The organism is Caulobacter sp. DWP3-1-3b2 (genome assembly GCF_049896325.1).
GTDB lineage: Bacteria > Pseudomonadota > Alphaproteobacteria > Caulobacterales > Caulobacteraceae > Caulobacter.
On the sequence record NZ_JAFCUB010000006.1, the window covers coordinates 152,141 to 170,748 of the forward strand.

16 protein-coding genes and 1 tRNA gene are annotated in these 18,608 nt (G+C 64.6%); 7 read left to right on the plus strand and 10 right to left on the minus strand.

Annotated features, from left to right (window positions below; translation table 11 throughout):
- Positions 1 to 21: 21 nt before the first annotated feature.
- The 3 genes from ACP7AG_RS06850 to clpX form a co-directional block, all read right to left on the minus strand.
- Positions 22 to 300, minus strand: coding sequence for an HU family DNA-binding protein (locus ACP7AG_RS06850; RefSeq protein ID WP_007676465.1), 279 nt, complete (start codon positions 298 to 300; stop codon positions 22 to 24).
- Positions 301 to 448: 148 nt separating this feature from the next.
- Positions 449 to 2,848, minus strand: coding sequence for an endopeptidase La (gene lon / locus ACP7AG_RS06855; protein ID WP_426011916.1), 2,400 nt, complete (start codon positions 2,846 to 2,848; stop codon positions 449 to 451).
- A gap of 398 nt (positions 2,849 to 3,246) precedes the next feature.
- Positions 3,247 to 4,509, minus strand: coding sequence for an ATP-dependent protease ATP-binding subunit ClpX (gene clpX / locus ACP7AG_RS06860; RefSeq protein ID WP_426011917.1), 1,263 nt, complete (start codon positions 4,507 to 4,509; stop codon positions 3,247 to 3,249).
- A gap of 353 nt (positions 4,510 to 4,862) precedes the next feature.
- Between clpX and ACP7AG_RS06865 the strand changes: the two genes are divergently transcribed.
- The gene (locus ACP7AG_RS06865) at positions 4,863 to 5,534 is read left to right on the plus strand and encodes an HAD-IB family hydrolase (RefSeq protein ID WP_426030272.1); all 672 of its coding nucleotides are present in this window, start codon (positions 4,863 to 4,865) and stop codon (positions 5,532 to 5,534) included.
- An 864-nt stretch (positions 5,535 to 6,398) separates the two neighbouring features.
- Here ACP7AG_RS06865 and ACP7AG_RS06870 read toward each other — a convergent pair.
- The 3 genes from ACP7AG_RS06870 to ACP7AG_RS06880 all read right to left on the minus strand — a co-directional run bounded on the left by ACP7AG_RS06870 (position 6,399) and on the right by ACP7AG_RS06880 (position 8,851).
- A complete protein-coding gene (locus tag ACP7AG_RS06870; RefSeq protein ID WP_426011919.1) occupies positions 6,399 to 7,025 on the minus strand; it encodes an ATP-dependent Clp protease proteolytic subunit in 627 nt (208 codons plus the stop codon).
- Between the two features lie 177 nt (positions 7,026 to 7,202).
- Positions 7,203 to 8,561 carry a trigger factor gene (gene tig / locus ACP7AG_RS06875; protein WP_426011920.1) on the minus strand — a complete coding sequence of 453 codons (1,359 nt, stop codon included), beginning with the start codon at positions 8,559 to 8,561 and terminating at the stop codon, positions 7,203 to 7,205.
- Between the two features lie 205 nt (positions 8,562 to 8,766).
- Positions 8,767 to 8,851 (minus strand) — tRNA-Leu (locus ACP7AG_RS06880).
- 321 nt (positions 8,852 to 9,172) lie between these two features.
- Between ACP7AG_RS06880 and ACP7AG_RS06885 the strand changes: the two genes are divergently transcribed.
- Positions 9,173 to 9,352, plus strand: a complete 180-nt coding sequence (locus ACP7AG_RS06885) for a hypothetical protein (RefSeq protein WP_426030273.1) — start codon at positions 9,173 to 9,175, stop codon at positions 9,350 to 9,352.
- Between the two features lie 11 nt (positions 9,353 to 9,363).
- Here the strand turns inward: ACP7AG_RS06885 and ACP7AG_RS06890 are convergent, their stop codons facing one another.
- Positions 9,364 to 10,827: an NAD(P)H-hydrate dehydratase gene (locus tag ACP7AG_RS06890; RefSeq protein WP_426030274.1), complete on the minus strand. Its 1,464-nt coding sequence runs from the start codon at positions 10,825 to 10,827 to the stop codon at positions 9,364 to 9,366.
- A gap of 12 nt (positions 10,828 to 10,839) precedes the next feature.
- Entirely contained in the window at positions 10,840 to 11,409 is a 570-nt protein-coding gene (locus ACP7AG_RS06895; protein ID WP_426030276.1) for a histidine phosphatase family protein, read from the minus strand.
- Between the two features lie 505 nt (positions 11,410 to 11,914).
- Between ACP7AG_RS06895 and ACP7AG_RS06900 the strand changes: the two genes are divergently transcribed.
- The 3 genes from ACP7AG_RS06900 (at position 11,915) to ACP7AG_RS06910 (ending at position 14,761) form a co-directional block, all read left to right on the plus strand.
- Positions 11,915 to 12,253, plus strand: a complete 339-nt coding sequence (locus ACP7AG_RS06900) for a P-II family nitrogen regulator (RefSeq protein WP_012286880.1) — start codon at positions 11,915 to 11,917, stop codon at positions 12,251 to 12,253.
- Positions 12,254 to 12,292: 39 nt separating this feature from the next.
- Positions 12,293 to 13,702: a type I glutamate--ammonia ligase gene (gene glnA / locus ACP7AG_RS06905; RefSeq protein WP_426011924.1), complete on the plus strand. Its 1,410-nt coding sequence runs from the start codon at positions 12,293 to 12,295 to the stop codon at positions 13,700 to 13,702.
- A gap of 177 nt (positions 13,703 to 13,879) precedes the next feature.
- A complete protein-coding gene (locus ACP7AG_RS06910; RefSeq protein WP_426030277.1) occupies positions 13,880 to 14,761 on the plus strand; it encodes an AraC family transcriptional regulator in 882 nt (293 codons plus the stop codon).
- 45 nt (positions 14,762 to 14,806) lie between these two features.
- Here ACP7AG_RS06910 and ACP7AG_RS06915 read toward each other — a convergent pair whose 3' ends face one another.
- Both ACP7AG_RS06915 and ACP7AG_RS06920 read right to left on the minus strand, forming a co-directional pair.
- On the minus strand, positions 14,807 to 15,214 hold the full coding sequence (locus tag ACP7AG_RS06915) for a putative quinol monooxygenase (RefSeq protein WP_426030278.1): 408 nt from the start codon (positions 15,212 to 15,214) through the stop codon (positions 14,807 to 14,809).
- Between the two features lie 69 nt (positions 15,215 to 15,283).
- Positions 15,284 to 15,637 carry a Kazal-type serine protease inhibitor domain-containing protein gene (locus ACP7AG_RS06920; protein WP_426011927.1) on the minus strand — a complete coding sequence of 118 codons (354 nt, stop codon included), beginning with the start codon at positions 15,635 to 15,637 and terminating at the stop codon, positions 15,284 to 15,286.
- Between the two features lie 157 nt (positions 15,638 to 15,794).
- Between ACP7AG_RS06920 and parE the strand changes: the two genes are divergently transcribed.
- Both parE and ACP7AG_RS06930 read left to right on the plus strand, forming a co-directional pair.
- Positions 15,795 to 17,909 carry a DNA topoisomerase IV subunit B gene (gene parE, locus ACP7AG_RS06925; RefSeq protein ID WP_426030279.1) on the plus strand — a complete coding sequence of 705 codons (2,115 nt, stop codon included), beginning with the start codon at positions 15,795 to 15,797 and terminating at the stop codon, positions 17,907 to 17,909.
- Positions 17,910 to 18,239: 330 nt separating this feature from the next.
- Positions 18,240 to 18,539: a UrcA family protein gene (locus ACP7AG_RS06930; RefSeq protein ID WP_426011929.1), complete on the plus strand. Its 300-nt coding sequence runs from the start codon at positions 18,240 to 18,242 to the stop codon at positions 18,537 to 18,539.
- Positions 18,540 to 18,608: the final 69 nt, after the last annotated feature.

The window sequence follows — 18,608 nt, forward strand, 5'->3', positions numbered from 1 at the left end:
CCTCGAAATCTGTGTACTGGCCTAGCCGTTCAGCGTGGTCTTCAGACCCTCGCCGACCTGAAACCGGGCGGTCTTGGACGCCGGGCGATTGACGGTCTCGCCGGTGCGCGGGTTGCGCGCGGTGCCAGCGGCGCGCGCAACAGCCTTGAAGGTGCCGAAGCCCACGAGGCGAACATCCTCGCCGGATTTCAGCGACGTGGTGACCGCGTCGATAAAGGCTTCCAGAGCGTCCTTCGCCTGATTCTTGTTGATGCCCGCCTTTTCGGCGATCGCCGTGACGAGTTCGGCTTTTGTGGTCATGTTGTTCTCCCAGCCATGAAAGCGGCGGCGCTGGCTACAGCTTACGCCGCTTCGCTCGGTCGGGAGTATGCGGGGTTCAGACGGCTCGTCAAACGAAGGCGGCGCGGAAATACTCCGCGCCGCCTAAGTTATCAACAATAAGTTACTGTCAGTGGGTCAGAACAGCGTCGCTATCGCCCTCTTCAACCTTCGCAGTTGCAGCAATTGGCTCATCCTCTTCCCGCCACTCGATTGGGGTGAGCGGACCGGTAAGCGCGTGTTTCAGCACTTCGTCGATGGCGGAGACTGGGATGATTTCCAAACCATCCTTCACGCTTTGCGGGACTTCGGCCAGATCCTTCTCGTTCTCCTGAGGGATCAGGACCGTCTTCACGCCCGAGCGCAACGCCGCCAGCAGCTTTTCCTTCAGGCCGCCGATGGCCGTCACCCGGCCACGCAAGGTGATCTCGCCAGTCATGGCGATGTCCTTGCGGATCGGAATGCCGGTCAGCACCGAGACCATGGCCACGGCCATGGCGGCGCCGGCCGACGGACCATCCTTGGGGGTCGCGCCGTCAGGAACGTGGATGTGGACGTCGGTCTTTTCAAAGATCGGCGGCTTGACGCCGAAATGGGTGGCCCGCGAGCGCACGTAGGACTGAGCCGCCGAGATCGACTCCTTCATCACGTCCTTGAGGTTGCCGGTCACTGTCATGCGACCCTTGCCCGGCATCTTCACGGCTTCGATGGTCAGGATCTCGCCGCCATATTCCGTCCAAGCCAGGCCGGTGACGATGCCGACCTGATCGACCTCGTCTGTCTCGCCATAGCGGAACTTCTGGACGCCAGCATATTTCGCCAGACGCTCATCGTCGATGGTGATCGAGGTGACCTTTTCGCGACCCAGGTCACGGACCGTCTTGCGCGCCAGGCCGCTCAGTTCGCGCTCGAGCGACCGCACGCCAGCTTCTCGCGTGTAGTAGCGGATCAGGTCCCGAATGGCCTTTTCCGGCACCACGAATTCGGTCGTCTTCAGGCCGTGGTCCTTCATCAACTTGGGCAGCACGTGGCGCTTGGCGATCTCCAGTTTCTCGTCCTCGGTGTAGCCGGGGATGCGGATGATTTCCATGCGGTCCAGCAGCGGCTGGGGCATGTTGAGGCTGTTGGCCGTGGTGACGAACATCACCTGGCTGAGGTCGTAGTCGACTTCCAGATAGTGGTCGCCGAAGGTCGAATTCTGAGCCGGGTCGAGCACTTCGAGCAGGGCCGAGGACGGGTCGCCGCGATAGTCGCTGCCCATCTTGTCGATCTCGTCCAGCAGGAAGAAGGCGTTGGTGGTCTTGGCCTTCTTCATGGTCTGGATGATCTTGCCGGGCATCGAACCGATATAGGTGCGCCGGTGACCACGGATCTCCGCCTCGTCTCGCACGCCGCCCAGCGAGATGCGGGCGAACTCGCGCCCGGTCGCCTTGGCCAGCGAACGGCCCAGCGAGGTCTTGCCGACGCCCGGAGGACCGACGAGGCACAGGATGGGCCCTTTCAGCGAGCCGGTGCGAGCCTGGACGGCCAGATATTCAAGGATACGTTCCTTGACCTTCTCCAGGCCGTAGTGGTCCTCCTCGAGCACCGCCTCGGCCTCGTTCAGATCGATTTTCTTGGTCTTAGCCTTGCCCCACGGGATCGACAGCATCCAGTCCAGATAGTTGCGGACCACGGTGCTTTCGGCCGACATCGGGCTCATGTTGCGCAGCTTCTTCAGCTCGCCCTCGGCCTTGGTCCGGGCTTCCTTGGACAGCTTGGTCTTCTTGATGCGCTTTTCGAGCTCGATCAGTTCGTCGCGCTGATCGTCAGGATCGCCCAGCTCGCGCTGGATCGCCTTCATCTGCTCGTTCAGGTAATATTCGCGCTGGGTCTTCTCCATCTGGCGCTTGACGCGCGAGCGGATTTTCTTCTCGACCTGCAGCACGGAGATCTCGCCCTCCATCAGGGCGAAGACCTTCTCCAGGCGCTTCACGATGTCGAAGATTTCCAGCAGGTTCTGCTTGTCGCCGATCTTCACCGACAAATGCGCGGCGATGCTGTCGGCCAGCTTGCCCGGCTCGGCGATCTGCGGGATCGAGGCCAGGGCCTCGGGCGGCACCTTCTTGTTCAGTTTGACGTAGTTCTCGAACTGCTCGACGACCGCGCGCGACAGGGCCTCGGCTTCGGGGCCAACGCCTTGGTCCTCGTTCACCTCGCCGACCTGGGCCTCGTAATAGGCCTCCTGGTCGGTGAAGCGCACCACGGCGGCGCGGCCCTTGCCTTCGACCAGCACCTTGACGGTGCCGTCGGGCAGTTTCAGCAGTTGCAGAACGGTGGCCAGAACGCCGACGTCATAGATGTCGGACGGCGAGGGGTCGTCGTCGGCCGAGTTCTTCTGGGTGACCAGAAGGATTTCCTTGCCGCCGCGCATCACCTCTTCAAGGGCGCGCACCGACTTGTCGCGGCCGACGAACAGCGGAACCACCATGTGCGGGAACACGACGATGTCCCGCAGGGGCAACACAGGAAGGGTACGAATCTCGGACATGATGCCTTTATACTCCTGGCCGTCGCGTTTTCTCGCGTTCAGCCACGCGGGCCGCCGTCACCCAGACGATGCGCCTGAGTCGTACGACCCGTCCGCCCGGGACTGAGCGGATGTTCGTTATTTATGTGGACCTTTTGCAACACGGTTCAAGCGCACTCGCCTCGTAGCGGCGACGGGTCGCGGTTTGGCGGCCAAGGTGCAACGCCCATGCCCCCTGGCGACCTTGGCTGTGCACGAACCTTGCCAATTTTATTGCCGAGACGCCTAAGTCGTTTCGTCGATAGTTCGCGGCGCCTGTCGCGGTATCGATGGCGGCGTGTCGGAAAGAGCCTGGTGTGACGAAAAGAGCGCGCCCGGCAAGCCAAGCGCGCCCGATTTCGCAGCGAACGTCAGTGAGGTTAGGCCGAAGCCGCCCCACCCTTCTTCTCGGCGTAGATCAGCAGCGGCTGGGCCCGGCCTTCGACGACCTCGGCATTGACCACCACTTCCTCGACACCCTCGTAGTTGGGCAGTTCGAACATGGTCTCCAGCAAGATGCCTTCCATGATCGAACGCAGGCCGCGCGCGCCGGTCTTGCGCAGGATGGCCTTCTTGGCGACGCCATGCAGGGCGTCGTCGGTGAAGGTCAGGCCGATGTTCTCCATCTCGAACAGGCGCTGGTACTGCTTGACGAAGGCGTTCTTCGGCTCGGTCAAAATCTTCACCAGGGCGACCTCATCGAGGTCTTCCAGGGTGGCTATCACCGGCAGACGGCCGATAAATTCCGGGATCAGACCGAAGCGCTGCAGATCGTCCGGCTCGACATTGCGCAGGATCTCGCCCGTGCGACGCTCTTCCGGATCAGCCACCTTGGCGCCGAAGCCGATCGACTTGCCTTGGCCGCGCGCCGAGATGATGCGCTCCAAGCCCGCGAAGGCCCCGCCGCAGATGAACAGGATGTTGGTGGTGTCAACCTGCAGGAATTCCTGCTGCGGATGCTTGCGCCCGCCCTGCGGAGGCACGGAGGCCACCGTGCCTTCCATGATCTTCAGCAGGGCCTGCTGCACGCCCTCGCCGGACACGTCGCGGGTGATCGACGGATTGTCAGACTTGCGGCTGATCTTGTCGATTTCATCGATGTAGACGATGCCGCGCTGAGCCCGCTCGACGTTGTAATCGGCGGCCTGCAGAAGCTTCAGCACGATATTCTCGACGTCTTCACCCACATAGCCGGCTTCGGTCAGGGTGGTGGCGTCGGCCATCGTGAACGGCACGTCGATGATTCGAGCCAGGGTCTGGGCCAGCAGCGTCTTGCCCGTACCGGTCGGACCGACCAGCAGGATGTTGGATTTGGCCAACTCGACATCGTTGTTCTTCGAAGCGTGGTTCAGGCGCTTGTAATGGTTGTGCACAGCAACCGCGAGAACCTTCTTGGCGTGACTTTGCCCGATCACGTAATCGTCCAGGACTTCACAGATCTCGCGCGGCGTGGGCACGCCATCCTTGGACTTCACGAAGGCGATCTTGTGCTCTTCACGGATGATATCCATGCAGAGTTCGACGCATTCATCACAGATGAACACCGTCGGACCCGCGATGAGCTTACGCACCTCGTGCTGGCTCTTCCCGCAGAAAGAACAGTACAGGGTGCTCTTGGTGTCGCCGCTCGCGGCTTTCGTCATGGTCGCTTCTCACGCTAGGGCGGTCCAGGCCAGAACCGGAACCGCCGACTCCTATGCGCCCAACTCGCCACCGAAGCGGCAGGTTATACGCCGGGAGTTGTCTAATCCTTGACATTCCCCGATCCGGACGCACCGCACAAGCCTTGGAGCCGTTTTACAGCCCCCAAGTTCGTGGATGGTGTGTGCGGTTTCCTGGAATTCTTCTCTAAGATGGCGTTCCGACACGTCAACGCAAGCCGGAGGTGGTTCGCTCCAACGTCTCGTTTGCCACAAACGGCGATGGCCTTAGGTGACGACTGCGGAATCGTGATGCAAGGCCGTCGGGTTTGCAGGGCGCGCAAGCGCGGAGACGCATGGCGAAACGTTCACTGATGGCCAAGGGGCTGACGGCGTCGACCCCGATGATGGGCGACATGCACGAGGGTCCACCCCTGGTGGCCTTCGATTTCGATGGCACACTGACGGTCCGAGACAGCTTCACAGCCTTTCTGAAATGGCGGGTCAGCCCGGCGCGTCACGCCTTGGGCATGATCCGCCTGGCGCCTGCCGCCGTGGCCTTCCTGTTCGACCGCAACCGGGGCAAGATCAAGGCCGCCGCCGTGCGCGAGTTCCTCCGCGGTGTCAGCCTCGAGCGACTTGAGCGGGATGCCCGCGCCTTCGCCCAGTCCGAGGCGCCCAAGCTGTTTCGCCCCGACGCCTTGGCCGTCTGGCGGCGCTGGCGGGCCAAGGGCGCCAAGCTGGTGATCGTCACCGCCTCGCCCGACATGATCGTCGCCCCCTTCGCTCGAGGCCTGGGCGCCGACCTGCTGATTGGCTCGCGCCTGGCCCTCGACCTCAATGACAAGATCACGGGCGCGCTGCTGGGTCCCAACTGCCGGGGCCCGGAAAAGGTCGTGCGGCTGCGCGAGCAATTCGGCGACGATATGTCGCTGGCCGCCGCCTATGGCGACACCTCGGGCGACCGCGAGATGCTGGCGATCGCCCACGAGAAGGGCTACAGGATTTTCCGCGGCAAGCCGGGGTAAAGGCCCTCCCCCATGGGGAAGGCTGTCGCGAAGTGACCGGTGGGTGGCGTTGTAGGGTCGTCGATCATCGGGTCGTCCGTCATCCGATCACTCCCCCCTCCGTCCGCTCCGCCGATACCTCCCCCAAAAGGGGGAGGACTTGATGGACACGACTTCGCCGCTTCACGTGGCGGGCCGCTGAAGGTGTGGGGAGGGCCGCGGAGCGCCGGGCTGAGCCCGGAAGCTTTGTAGGAAATACCGTTTCGACTCAGACCGACGCTCCGCGCGATCCTTATCCGGGAGCGACCGGCGTTCGGCGCTATTGGCGCCTCGCCGATCGAAGCCCCCGACGGGCGGGCCGGGCTCGCGTTGCCCAGTCCCGGAGCGCCTGCGTCACCGAAAGCCTGTCGTCTCGTCCGCCCTCACCCCACGCCGTACTTGTGTTCCACGCCCGGCCGGCACCAGAAGGATGAAGTCACGACCCCTCGCGGAGCCGCCGCCGACGAGCACACCGGCTCGACCGCACCCCAAGGCCGCGAAGGTCGCAGGCCTTAGCGCCCTCCCCATCGCCTTGAAGCCCGTTGATTATGCGGCGCCGTGAAACGGGGAGGATAAGTCTATTTTCGGCATTGCATTTTTTTGGGGAAACACGCCGGGAGCGATGAGTGAGAACCTATTTTTGCCGTCGCCGTTGGTGACCTGGAGGTCTGCTTGCCGCTCGGGCGCTAACAGCCGCTTTCGACCCTTTGCCAGACAATCGAAAGGTCTGCTTAGCGCGCCCCTCCCCCCGGGGGGCACACCCCTGCCCGCCTCAGCGGGTTCCGGACAAGAAAAAAGCCGCCGACCTCGCGGGCGGCGGCTTCATCTCGCGAAAGAGAAAGGCCCTTAGGCCTTCTCGTCCGCCTCGTCGCGGCTTTCGTTGATGTGGTCGATCAAGCCCCAGGCCTTGGCTTCCTCGGCGCTCATGAAGTTGTCGCGGTCCAGGTCGCGCTCGACCTCTTCATAGGTCCGCCCGCAGTGCTTGACGTAGATTTCGTTCAGGCGACGCTTGGTCTTCGAGATGTCCTCGGCGTGGCGCACGATGTCCGAGGCCTGGCCACGGAAACCGCCCGAGGGCTGGTGAACCATGATGCGGGCGTTCGGAAGGGCGATACGCTGGCCGGGCGCGCCGGCGCAGAGCAGCAGGCTGCCCATCGAGGCCGCCATGCCCATGCACACCGTCGAAACGGGGCTCTTGATGTATTGCATCGTGTCGTAGATCGCCAAGCCCGACGTCACCACGCCACCCGGCGAGTTGATGTACATGGCGATCTCCTTCTTGGGGTTCTCGGACTCCAAGAAGAGCAGTTGGGCGCAGATCAGGCTGGCCATGCCGTCTTCGACGGGACCGGTCAGGAAGATGATCCGCTCTTTCAGCAGACGGGAGAAAATATCGAACGCCCGCTCGCCGCGGCTGGTCTGTTCAACCACCATCGGGACGAGGTTCATGGCCGTCGCCATCGGATCATACATAGGGATCGCCCTTTTCATTGTGTCTGGGCGGCGCGAGCGAATCAGCCCCCGCGCGCCGTCGCTCTCGCATATCGCGTGGCGCTTAACAGGTTGCAAGGAGCCGGCGCGACGCTTGCGCCATGAAAAAGGGCGCGCCCCTCGCGGACCGCGCCCTGTTCACGTCAAATGATGGAGGCCTTAACCGCCATAGCCTTCCGGAAGATCGTCTTCTTCCATCAGCTCTTCCTTGGAGACTTCCTTTTCCTCGATCTTGGCCTGGCCGAAGATCAGGTCGACAACCTTGTCCTCGTAGATCGGGGCGCGCAGGGCGGCCTGAAGGTCGGCGCGCTGGCGGTACATGTCGAACACCTGCTGGGCTTGCGCGCCATATTGGCGGGCTTCGCGCATCATGGCGTCGGCCAGTTCCTGCTCGGTGACGGCCACGTCGTTCTTGCGGCCGATCTCGGCCAGCACCAGACCCAGGCGCACGCGGCGCTCGGCGATCTTGCGGTACTCGTCCTTCAGCTGGTCTTCGCTCTTGCCTTCGTCCTCGGGCGACAGGCCGCCTTGGGTCTTGTCGGCCTGCACCTGTTGCCAGATGCCGTCGAACTCGGCGTCGACCATGCGCGGCGGCAGCGGGAAGTCATGCTTGGTGTCGAGGACGTCTAGCAGGGCGCGCTTCAGCTTGAAGCGCGAGCTGTTGCTGTAGCGACCTTCCAGGTTCGACTTCAGCAGGTCCTTCAGCGCGGCCAGATCCGACAGACCCAGGCGCTTGGCCAGCTCGTCGTCGGGCTCGGCGTCGACCGGGGCGCGCACTTCCTTGACGGTGGTGACAAACTCAGCGGCCTTGCCGGCCAGGTTGGCGGCTTGGTAATCGGCCGGGAAGTCGACCTTCACGGTGACGACGTCTTCCGGCTTGGCGCCGACCAGCTGGGCCTCGAAGCCCGGGATGAATTGATTCGAACCGAGCGTCAGCTCGGCGTCGGTCGCCGTGCCACCATCGAAGGCCACGCCGTCGATGGTGCCGACGAAGTCGATCACCAGCTGGTCGCCGTCCTTGGCCTTCAGCGACTTGCCCTTGCGCGGCTCATAGGTGCGGGCCTGCTTTGCCAGGTCGGCCAGGGCCTCATCGGTCTCGGCGTCGGAGACTTTGTAGACCGGCTTGACTAGCTCGATCGAGGCCGGATCGATCGGCTCGAACTCGGGCATGACCTCGACGGCCAGGTCGAAGGCCAGGTCTTCGCCGCCGGCCAGAACCTTGTCCATGTCGGACGAGGGCTTAAGGTCGGGCTGGCCTGCCGGGCGCAGCTTGTTGTCGTCCAGAACCTTCTGGGCGCCTTCGTTCAGCGTCGCCTCGATGACTTCACCCATCAGGGCCTTGCCGTAGAGGCGGCGAACGTGGGCGGTCGGCACCTTGCCAGGGCGGAAGCCCTTGACGTTCATCTGAGGCGCGACCTCGGCGATCCGGGCCGTAAGACGCGTGGCGAGTTCACTCGCGGGCACCGTCACGCCATAAACACGGCTGAGGCCTTCGCCCGACTTTTCTACGATCTGCATCGACATTCTTAGCTTCTCGGCTCTTCGGGCGTTCGCGCCCGTCGTCCGCCCCAGGGGACAAAACATCAAAGCCGCCCACGTCACCGGGGCGGCGAAAGAGCGCCCTTATGTCACGCGTTTGGCGACCATCCAAGGGCATTGGCGCCCGCCAGGCGAAAGACCCGGCGGATTTGGCGCGTCCGCCAGGCTGGGGGCCCAGCGGGCTTGGTGCGGATGAGAGGACTCGAACCTCCACGCCTCTCGGCGCTAGAACCTAAATCTAGTGCGTCTACCAGTTTCGCCACATCCGCGCCGTGCGCCGAAGGCGGGTTAGACATGCCGGGCGGGCTTGGCAAGTCGCGAGGCGATCGAAGCTTGCCGCGACGTATCAGAAACCTCGTCGCGGCCGGCGTTTTCGCGCAATCAGGAAATATCGTTGATAATCTGGAACCACATGCACGGCCGCTGGTTGTGATGATGTCCGACGCTGTTGAAAAACGCTTCGGATTCACACCGGCCCGGGCCATGCCCCCCCGACTGACGCCCGGGCCGGTGTTTCTGCTTCCCAGACAATGCGCGCTCGCATCGGACCTGTCCCGTCACGGACGGTTTCGCGTCTGATCTGCAAGCAAATGATCGAAACAATCGAAATGGTCGAAAGCCAAAATGGCTGGACGGCAAAGCCTGGGCCACGAGTCCTGTTCACCGACACCGTCGAAGACAGGTCGTTCCGCGCCGCGCTGGCCATCAGTAACCCGATGCTCGACGACGGGCTCTCCAGTCAATTGATCCTGATCCGCCTGCAAAGCTAGGCGGGACGGCTTCAGAATCTCGTCGCGAGCAGTCTGGCCAAGACGGCCGGGGCGAGGCCGGGAAGATCCTCGGCGATCAGGCCCGGTCCGTGCGCCGACCCAGCCTCGGCGTGAATCCAGGCTCCCGCGCAGGCCGCCTCGAAACTCTCCATACCTTGGGCGATGAGTCCGGCGATAAATCCCGCCAGAACGTCGCCAGACCCCGCCGTGGCCAACCAAGGTGTGCCGTTCAGGCTGACGGCGGCCCGCCCGTCAGGCGCGGCGACAACCGTGTCGGGGCCCTTCAACAGCACGACGGCGCCTGCCCGCCGTGCGGCTTCCCGCGCCGCCGTGATCCGTTCGGGCGAAGCGGCCAGCAGACCTGGAAAAACCCGTTCGAACTCGCCCGGATGCGGGGTCAGCACATCGTCGCGGTCCAGGGCCGAGAACAGGGTGGCCGGGTCGTGCGCGAAACTGGTCAGGGCGTCGGCGTCCACCACCAACGCCGCGCCGGTGCGCGCCAGGGCGAACAGGCGCCGCATGGTCCCCTCGCCCACCCCAGCTGCTGGTCCAATCACCACGGCGTCGGCGTGTTCCGCGCGAGCGTGCAGGTCGATCTCGGTCTCGAAGGGCGCCAACATCACCGCTTCCAGATGGGCGGCGTTAACGGCCAAGGCTCCGGGAGGCGACAGCACAGTCACCACGCCGGCCCCGATGCGCAGCCCCGCTCGCGCCGCCAGTCGCGCCGCGCCCGTGCTCCAGGCCTCGCCGCTCACCACCATGAGCCGGCCTCGGGCGTGCTTGTGTGCGTCGACCGCGGGCCAGGGAAAGCCCGCAGCCCACAGCGAAGGGGTGTTTTCAAACAGATCGCCCTGCCCGCTTGAGCCCAAGCCGATGTCGGCCACCACGACCTCGCCGCACGCCGCTCGGCCAACCGCCAAGGCGTGGGCTGGTTTGCGGCGATGGAAGGTCACCGTGAGTTCAGCCGTCAGCGCCCATTCGCCCAAACGCTGGCCAGTATCGCCCAGAACGCCGCTGGGGACATCGACGGCGACGATCCGTCGTCCCTCGGGTCCTTCCCTCGCCAGTCTTTCAGCCTCGCCCTCAAGTGGGCGCGAAAGCCCCGCGCCGAAAAGACAATCGACATGGAGGACGTCGCGATCGGCCGGACTCGAGCCAAATCCAGTCAGGGGACCCGTCTCGCCTTTCCAGCCTGAAGCCGCCCAGCGCGCCGCCGGACTCGCGGGCGGGGCGAGCGCCTCGACGCGGACGGGCCAGCCGCGACGCCGCAGGCGCCGGGCGACGACATAGCCGTCGCCGCCGTTGTCGCCGGGTCCGCACCAGACCACGACCGGACGACGCGAATAGCGGTCGCGGATGACCTCCGCGACGGCGCGCCCCGCCCGCTCCATCAGGGTGGTGATCGGCGTCCCGGCCTCGACGGTGGCGCGATCGGCCGCAGACAGTTCGGCGACGGTCATGATCTCGCGCGGCATCACGACTCCCGCCTACAGCACCTGGGTCGAAGCTTCGCGTCCGTTCTCGATCAGGATCAAGTCGTCATTGATCAGATCGAACACCGTGACCGACACGTGGTCGGGCCGAAACGCCGCAACCTGCGTCTGCCCGGTCGCCACCGACACCACCGCGTTCAGCGCCACGAAATGGCTAAACACCGCCGCCCCCGGATACGACGCGACGGCTCGCGCCACCTCTCGTGTCCAGGCCACATAGTCGAGCTCACCCCGAATATCGCTCCAAGCGCCTTCGAAGGCCGCGCGCAGCCAGGCCGGCCGCTCTTCCGCCGATAAGGCTGCGGGGGTCGGTATTTCGCCGACGCGGGGGTCGATTTCCACCATCATGCCCAAGGCGTCGGCCAGGGGCTGGGCGGTCTCGCGGCAGCGACGCAGCGGCGAGCTAACCACCCGATCGGGGCGCTCGCCGTCTGGCAGCGCCAGCAGGATGTCGGCGACCGCCCTGGCCTGCGCCTGCCCCACGGCGTCGAGGCCCGGATCCTGATCCGCCTCACCCCAGGTCGACGCCGGCCGACCATGGCGGATCATGTGAACGCGGCTCATCAGTCTGCCCCCTGTCTGGAGAATAATCCTCGCAAGACGATTGGCGATGGCCCGGCGGTCACGCTTGAAGCGAGAGCATGGGCGCCACTCACCATCGAGACGACCAGACGCGCAAAAACCGACCCAGGGCCGCGCCGCGCCACGACCGAGCCTTCCGCCGCAATCTTCAGCAGTTTTGCAGTCGACGGTGCATTTTTCGCCATTAGACGATGAACGCCTTTCAGCGACCCAGCGCATGGTGATGCAGTATCTGGCAAGTTCGGCCCTATCGAAACGATCGTTTCCGCCATCCTAGGTCGCTAAACCCGACCTGCAAGGCGGTTTCCCGAGCCAAACCCGCACTGGCGCGATTTCGGGCTCTTGGCGCCTATATTTCAGTCAATGCGAGAACGGCGGCGGAGGCAGCGCACGAAACCGCGTCGGGCCGCTTGTGGTGCCTGGGGCGGGCGTGCTCCGTGCCGCTCTGTCAGCGGCGCCCGCGCCGTTTCGGCGTGAAAGAAGTCTGATGAAAAAGATCGAAGCCATCATCAAGCCGTTCAAGCTGGATGAGGTCAAAGAAGCGCTTCAGGACATGGGCGTGCAGGGCATGACCGTGCTGGAAGCCAAGGGCTATGGCCGCCAGAAGGGCCACACCGAGCTCTATCGCGGCGCAGAGTACGTCGTCGACTTCCTCCCCAAGATCAAGGTCGAGGTCGTAGTCGAGGATAGCCAACTCGAACCCGCCCTCGAGGCCATCACCAACGCCGCCCGCACAGGCCGTATCGGCGACGGCAAGATCTTCGTTTCGGAGATCACGGAAGTCGTCCGCATCCGCACCGGAGAAACCGGCCCCGCCGCCGTCTAGGCCCGGGCTGTCACCGCTTAACGCTCAAAGGGGATAACTATGAGCACCGCCAAGCAAATCCTGGATATGATCAAGGAAAAGGACGTCAAGTATGTTGACGTTCGCTTCACCGACGTTCGCGGCAAGATGCAGCACGTCACCTTCGACATTGATCTGGTCGACGATGACTTCCTGAACGACGGCACCATGTTCGACGGTTCGTCGATCGCCGGCTGGAAGGCCATCAACGAGTCGGACATGAAGCTGCGTCCCGACCTGTCGACCGCGATCATCGACCCCTTCTACCAGCAGACCACGCTGTGCCTGTTCTGCGACGTGGTGAACCCCGACGACGGCACCCCCTACAACCGCGACCCTCGCTCGATCTCCAAGGCCGCCCTGAACTACGTCAAGGCCTCGGGCATCGGCGACACGGTGTTCTTTGGCCCGGAAGCCGAGTTCTTCATCTTCGATGACGTCAAGTGGTCCACTGACCCGCACAACACCGGCTACAGCTACGACGCCAGCGAACTGCCGACGAACACCGGCAGGACCTATCCCGAAGGCAACATGGGCCACCGCCCGGGCCCCAAGGGCGGCTATTTCCCGGTCAATCCGGTCGATAGCGCCCAGGACCTGCGCGGCGAAATGCTGGCCGTGATGGGCGAACTCGGCATGAAGCCGGAAAAGCACCACCACGAAGTGGCGCCCGCCCAGCACGAACTTGGCTTGAAGTTCGACACCATGGTGGTGATGGCCGACCGCCTGCAGCTCTACAAGTACGTGATCCACAACGTGGCCCACGCCTATGGCAAGACGGCCACCTTCATGGCCAAGCCGATGTTCGGCGACAACGGCTCGGGCATGCACGTGCACCAGTCGATCTGGGGCGACGGCAAGCCGCTGTTCGCCGGCGACAAGTACGCGGGCCTGTCGGACATGTGCCTGTGGTACATCGGCGGCATCATCAAGCACGCCAAGGCGATCAACGCGTTCTCGAACTCCACCACCAACTCGTACAAGCGCCTGGTGCCCGGCTATGAAGCCCCGGTGAAGCTGGCCTATTCGGCCCGCAACCGCTCGGCCTCGATCCGCATCCCGCACGTCGACTCGCCCAAGGGCAAGCGCCTGGAAGCCCGCTTCCCCGACCCGATGGGCAACCCGTACCTGACCTTCACGGCGCTGCTGATGGCGGGCCTGGACGGTATCAACAACAAGATCGATCCGGGCGCGCCCGCCGACAAGAACCTGTACGACCTGCCGCCGCGCGAGCAGAAGAAGATCCCGGAAGTCTGCGGTTCGCTCCGCGAAGCCCTGGAGAACCTCGACAAGGACCGCGCCTTCCTGAAGGCCGGCGGGGTCATGGATGACGACTTCATCGACAGCTACATCGAGCTGAAAATGGAAGAAGTGATGCGCCTGCAACTGCACCCGCACCCGGTCGAATTCGACATGTACTACAAGTGCTAAGCTTCGCGGCTTAGTGAGACGGAAGAGGCCTGCGGAGCGATCTGCGGGCCTTTTTCTTTGGCGATCGTCTGGTGTTGGGGGGCGTCACCGCGACCGCGGCCGCTCCAAACCGCAAGATCGGTCGAGCGCGCAACAGCCTCGTCCGCCAAGCTAGGATCGTCACAACGGATGAGGACGATGACGGCGGCGCTCAACCATTACCATGCCCGGATGCAGAAGGTGCTCGATCACATCGACCGGCACCTGGACGGCGATCTGGACCTGGATGCGATGAGCAGCGTCGCGGCGTTTTCCAAGTTCCATTTCCACCGGCAGTTCAAGGCGACCTTCGGGCTGTCCCTGCATCGCTATGTCCAGTTGGCCCGCATGCGGCAGGCCTCGAAACAACTGGCGCACGAGCGGGGTCAGAGCGTCACCGACATCGCCTTGGACGCCGGCTACGAGACGCCCGACGCCTTCGCCCGCGCTTTTCGGCAAAGGTTTGCGCAGTCGCCGTCGAGTTTCCGGAAATCTCCCGACTGGGAGCCGTGGCTTCAGGCGTTCACGCCGCTTAACTCAGCCAGGAGCAAGATCATGCCGACGACCTTCACCCCCGACCAGGTGACCATCCTCGACGTCGCGCCGACCCGCGTGGCCATGTTCGAGCATCGGGGCGATCCCGAGACCCTCGACATCACCATCCAGCGCTTCATCGCCTGGCGCAAAGCCGCCGGTATGTCGCCCAAGACCCACCCGACCTTCAACATCTGGCGCTCCGAGCGGCGCCCGGCCGATCCCGCCGACTACAGCATGGATCTCTGCGTCGGCGTCGGCGCCGATCAACCGATCGACACCGGTGACGAGACGGTCAAGGCCGGCGAAATCCCCGGCGGACGCTGCGCCGTGCTGCGCGTGACCGGCGACACCCACAATCTGGAGCCCGCCGCCCTCTATCTGTATCGCGACTGGTTGCCGGCCAGCGGCGAGGAGATGCGCGACTTTCCCATTTACTGCCAACGCTTCTTCCTGGACGAACCGGAGCAGGGCACGGCAGCAGAGCTACATTTGCCGTTGAAGTAAGCGGGCGTCTCTATCTCAGATGGATGTCGGGCAGGAGCCGATCCCTCAGCCCAGCCCCACGCCGCCTACCGGCATGGTCTCGAACCGGTGACCAAACCCCGCGATGATCGGGCGGGCCTTGGCGATGGCGGCCTGGACAGCCGGCAGTTTCAGCGAGGCGGCATGGCTGTCCTTGTCGGCCCACACCTCGGTGATCCACAGGGCGTCGGGGTTGGTGGCGTCCTTGGCGAGGATGTAGCTGAGATTGCCGGGCATACCGCCCGTGCTCTGCGCCAGGATGGCGATCACGTCGTCGCGTTTGCCTGGGGCGGCGATCATCTGGCCGATCAGTCCGTACATGCTCTTGGTTTCCTGGGCGTGGGCGGTTGTGGCGACCGTCGTGGCGGCGAGCGCCACGCCGCCCGCTAACACGGTGCGTCGCGGCAAGCCGTCTGTGGAATGAGGGTAGGTCATGAGTCCTCCAGCGGCCATCCTCACCGAAGGCTGGCCGCATGATGTCAGCAGTGAATGTAATCAGCCTGTCTAGGCCTTGCAGGCGCCGTCGGTCGCGACGTTGGCTCCCTGGGCGGCTGCGGTGCAGGCGCTGGAATAGGTCTTGCCATCGCAGCCGCACACCGGGGCATAGATCTTCGTGCACATCTGGGACGGCTTGCGGCAGGTCCCCGCCCCGTCGGCGACATGGCATTGGCCGGCCGGCATCTGGCAGCTCAGCCCCTCACCGCACTGGAAGCCGGCGAAGCCGGCGCACATCCCGCCTTCGGCGACCGGCGTCCGGTGCGAGGTGGGCGGCGGGGTCGAAGGACCCGTGGGTCCAGCGGCGCTGCAGCCCAACAGGGTCAGGGCGGCGAGGACAATGGTCAGGGGTCGCCAGGTCATCGACGGTCTCCGGGTTTCGAGGCAAAGGGAAGGCGCATCCTGGCACGCCCGGCCAAGCCGCGGCAAATGGCGCGCCGGTCGCGCCATCCACCCCTTTTCTTCCCACCAAGCGCGGCCCATACGGAGCGCTCCCGACGAATCGACGCATGTTCCCGTAATGTCCTCCAAAGACGATCCGAACCCCTCCTTCTCGCTGTTTGGCGACGACGCCCTGGCTCCCGTGCCGGCCTCGCCAGTGCCGGCCCGCGAGCCGCATCCCGAGCCCGCGCCGCGTCCCGCCGCCCCGCCGCCCCCCAGCGCGACCAAGGCTGCATCGGCGCCCAGCACCCCGCCCGCCTCCGGCAGCTACACCGCCAGCGACATCGAGGTGTTGGAAGGCCTGGAGCCCGTGCGCAAGCGGCCCGGCATGTATATCGGCGGCACCGACGAGCGGGCCTTGCACCACCTGTTCGCCGAGGTGCTGGACAATTCGATGGACGAGGCCGTGGCCGGCTTCGCCAAGACCATCGAGGTCAAGCTCGACGCCGACGGCTATCTGTCGGTCAAGGACGACGGCCGCGGCATGCCGGTCGATGATCACCCCAAGCACCCGGGCAAGTCGGCGCTGGAAGTGATCATGACGATCCTGCACGCGGGCGGAAAGTTCAGCGGCAAGGCCTATGAGACCTCCGGCGGCCTGCACGGCGTCGGCGCTTCGGTGGTCAACGCCCTGTCCGAGCGGGTCGAGGTCACCGTCTGGCGCGACGGGTTCGAGCATCTGCAGGTGTTCTCGCGCGGTAAGCCGCTGGGTCCGGTGGAGAAGATTGGCCCCAGCAAGAAGCGCGGCACCATGGTCCGCTTCATCCCCGACGAGCAGATCTTCGGCGAGGGCGTGGCTTTCAAGCCGGCCCGCCTGTACCGCATGGCCCGCTCCAAGGCCTACCTGTTCCGCGGCGTGCAGATCAAATGGTCCTGCGCCCCGGAGCGCATCCAGGACCAGACGCCGCCCGAGGCTGTCTTCCACTTCCCCAACGGCCTGGCCGACTTCCTGGCCGAGCGCACCAAGGGCCTGGAACTGGTGACGCCAGAGAGCTTCTCGGGCCGCATCGAGCGTCAGGGCGAAGCCGGCGCCGTCGAGTGGGCGATCGCCTGGACGCCGCGCGGCTTTGGCGAGCACGACGGCTTCATGCAGTCCTACTGCAACACCGTGCCGACCCCCGAGGGCGGCACCCACGAAAGCGGCCTGCGCGCGGCCCTGACGCGGGGCCTCAAGGCTTATGCCGAGCTCAAGAACGAGAAGCGCGCGGCGATCATCACCGCCGACGACGTCATAGCCCAGGCCGGGGCCCTGATCTCGGTGTTCATCAAGAACCCCGAATTCCAGGGCCAGACCAAGGAAAAACTCTCATCGTCAGAGGCTCAGCGCTTCGTCGAGACAGCCCTGCGCGATCCGTTCGACCACTGGCTGACCGGATCGCCCAAGGCCGCCCAGGCCCTGCTGGAGTTCGTCATCGACCGTGCCGAGGAGCGCCTCAAGCGCCGCAAGGACAAGGAAGTCAGCCGCGCCTCGGCGACCCGCAAGCTGCGCTTGCCCGGCAAGCTGGCCGACTGCGCGGCTGGGGCCGTTGATGGCGCCGAACTGTTCATCGTTGAGGGCGACAGCGCCGGCGGCTCGGCCAAGCAGGCCCGCAACCGCAAGAACCAAGCGATCCTGCCCCTGCGCGGCAAGATCCTCAACGTCGCCTCGGCCACGGGCGAGAAGTTTAGCGCCAACAAGGAGCTGTCGGACCTGATGCTGGCGCTCGGCACCCAAGGCGGCAATCGCTACAAAGAGGAAGATCTGCGCTACGAGCGGATCATCATCATGACCGACGCCGACGTCGACGGCGCCCACATCGCCAGCCTGCTGATCACCTTCTTCTATCGGACCATGCCCGACCTGATCCGCCAGGGTCACCTGTTCCTGGCCCTGCCGCCGCTCTATCGTCTCAGCCACGGCGGCAAGAGCGCCTATGCCCGCGACGACGCCCACAAGGACGAGCTCCTGGCCACGATGTTCAAGGGCAAGAAGCCCGAGATCGGCCGCTTCAAGGGCCTGGGCGAGATGATGGCCTCCCAGCTCAAGGAGACCACTATGGATCCGGCGGTGCGCACGCTGGCCAAGATCACTCTCCCTCGCTCCGAGGAAGCGGTCGAGGCCCTGGTCGAGACCCTGATGGGCCGCAAGCCCGAACTGCGCTTCCGATTCATCCAGGAAAACGCCGAGTTCGCGGCCGACGACCTGGACCTCTAGACGCGTGGGCCGGGCCGACTCACGCACGCGGACGTGAGTGGTCTGTCTGCCATTTTCGGTGGCGGCGGAGACGACCTATGAAGAAATCTGACATTTCAGATTAGCGCCGTTCATGTGAGCTAAGCCCTCAAATGAATTCGACTTTCCCAGCCTCGAATTCCACGTTCGCTCAATTTTTGACCGATTTGTCGACCGAATTTGCTTTTACCGGACCATTTTTAAGCAGATGACGAGCCTGTGGATTAAATCCGAGGCCAGAACCGCGTGGTTTGCCCCGGACAGCACCGAGCGGCGCCCTCCAAGACGTCGCCACAGTCAGGGAAGTCACCCATGAAGCTCCTCGCCGCCTCGACCGCCGCCCTCCTCCTCCTGGCCAGCGCCGCCAGCGCCGCCGAAACCACCAGCATCGCCGTCCGCGCCAAGCTCGATCCGAGCAACCCGCAGGATCAAAAGGTGATGATGCACCGCATCGACGCCGCCGCCCTCGAAGCCTGCGGCGCTCAGCGCGGCAGCTTCGCTGAAGTGAAACGGGCCGTGGCCGCCTCGGCCTGCCACCGCGACGCCGTCGCCGGCGCCGTGGCCCAACTGAAGACCTCGCAAGCCTCGCTGGACACCGCTGGCGCCCGCTAGAGCATTTCCCGACCTGACTGCGTCAGGCCGTGAGCTCTAATCTTTTGTTTTGACGCATTTTCCTTCACG

Coding starts and splice junctions, on each gene's coding strand:
- ACP7AG_RS06850 (WP_007676465.1), bottom strand. CDS start 300: ATGACCACAAAAGCCGAACTCGTCACGGCGATCGCCGAAAAGGCGGGC.
- ACP7AG_RS06870 (WP_426011919.1), bottom strand. CDS start 7,025: ATGTATGATCCGATGGCGACGGCCATGAACCTCGTCCCGATGGTGGTT.
- ACP7AG_RS06920 (WP_426011927.1), bottom strand. CDS start 15,637: ATGACCTGGCGACCCCTGACCATTGTCCTCGCCGCCCTGACCCTGTTG.
- ACP7AG_RS06865 (WP_426030272.1), top strand. CDS start 4,863: ATGGCGAAACGTTCACTGATGGCCAAGGGGCTGACGGCGTCGACCCCG.
- ACP7AG_RS06900 (WP_012286880.1), top strand. CDS start 11,915: ATGAAAAAGATCGAAGCCATCATCAAGCCGTTCAAGCTGGATGAGGTC.
- lon (WP_426011916.1), bottom strand. CDS start 2,848: ATGTCCGAGATTCGTACCCTTCCTGTGTTGCCCCTGCGGGACATCGTC.
- ACP7AG_RS06885 (WP_426030273.1), top strand. CDS start 9,173: ATGATCGAAACAATCGAAATGGTCGAAAGCCAAAATGGCTGGACGGCA.
- tig (WP_426011920.1), bottom strand. CDS start 8,561: ATGCAGATCGTAGAAAAGTCGGGCGAAGGCCTCAGCCGTGTTTATGGC.
- glnA (WP_426011924.1), top strand. CDS start 12,293: ATGAGCACCGCCAAGCAAATCCTGGATATGATCAAGGAAAAGGACGTC.
- ACP7AG_RS06910 (WP_426030277.1), top strand. CDS start 13,880: ATGACGGCGGCGCTCAACCATTACCATGCCCGGATGCAGAAGGTGCTC.
- clpX (WP_426011917.1), bottom strand. CDS start 4,509: ATGACGAAAGCCGCGAGCGGCGACACCAAGAGCACCCTGTACTGTTCT.
- ACP7AG_RS06890 (WP_426030274.1), bottom strand. CDS start 10,827: ATGCCGCGCGAGATCATGACCGTCGCCGAACTGTCTGCGGCCGATCGC.
- ACP7AG_RS06930 (WP_426011929.1), top strand. CDS start 18,240: ATGAAGCTCCTCGCCGCCTCGACCGCCGCCCTCCTCCTCCTGGCCAGC.
- parE (WP_426030279.1), top strand. CDS start 15,795: ATGTCCTCCAAAGACGATCCGAACCCCTCCTTCTCGCTGTTTGGCGAC.
- ACP7AG_RS06895 (WP_426030276.1), bottom strand. CDS start 11,409: ATGAGCCGCGTTCACATGATCCGCCATGGTCGGCCGGCGTCGACCTGG.
- ACP7AG_RS06915 (WP_426030278.1), bottom strand. CDS start 15,214: ATGACCTACCCTCATTCCACAGACGGCTTGCCGCGACGCACCGTGTTA.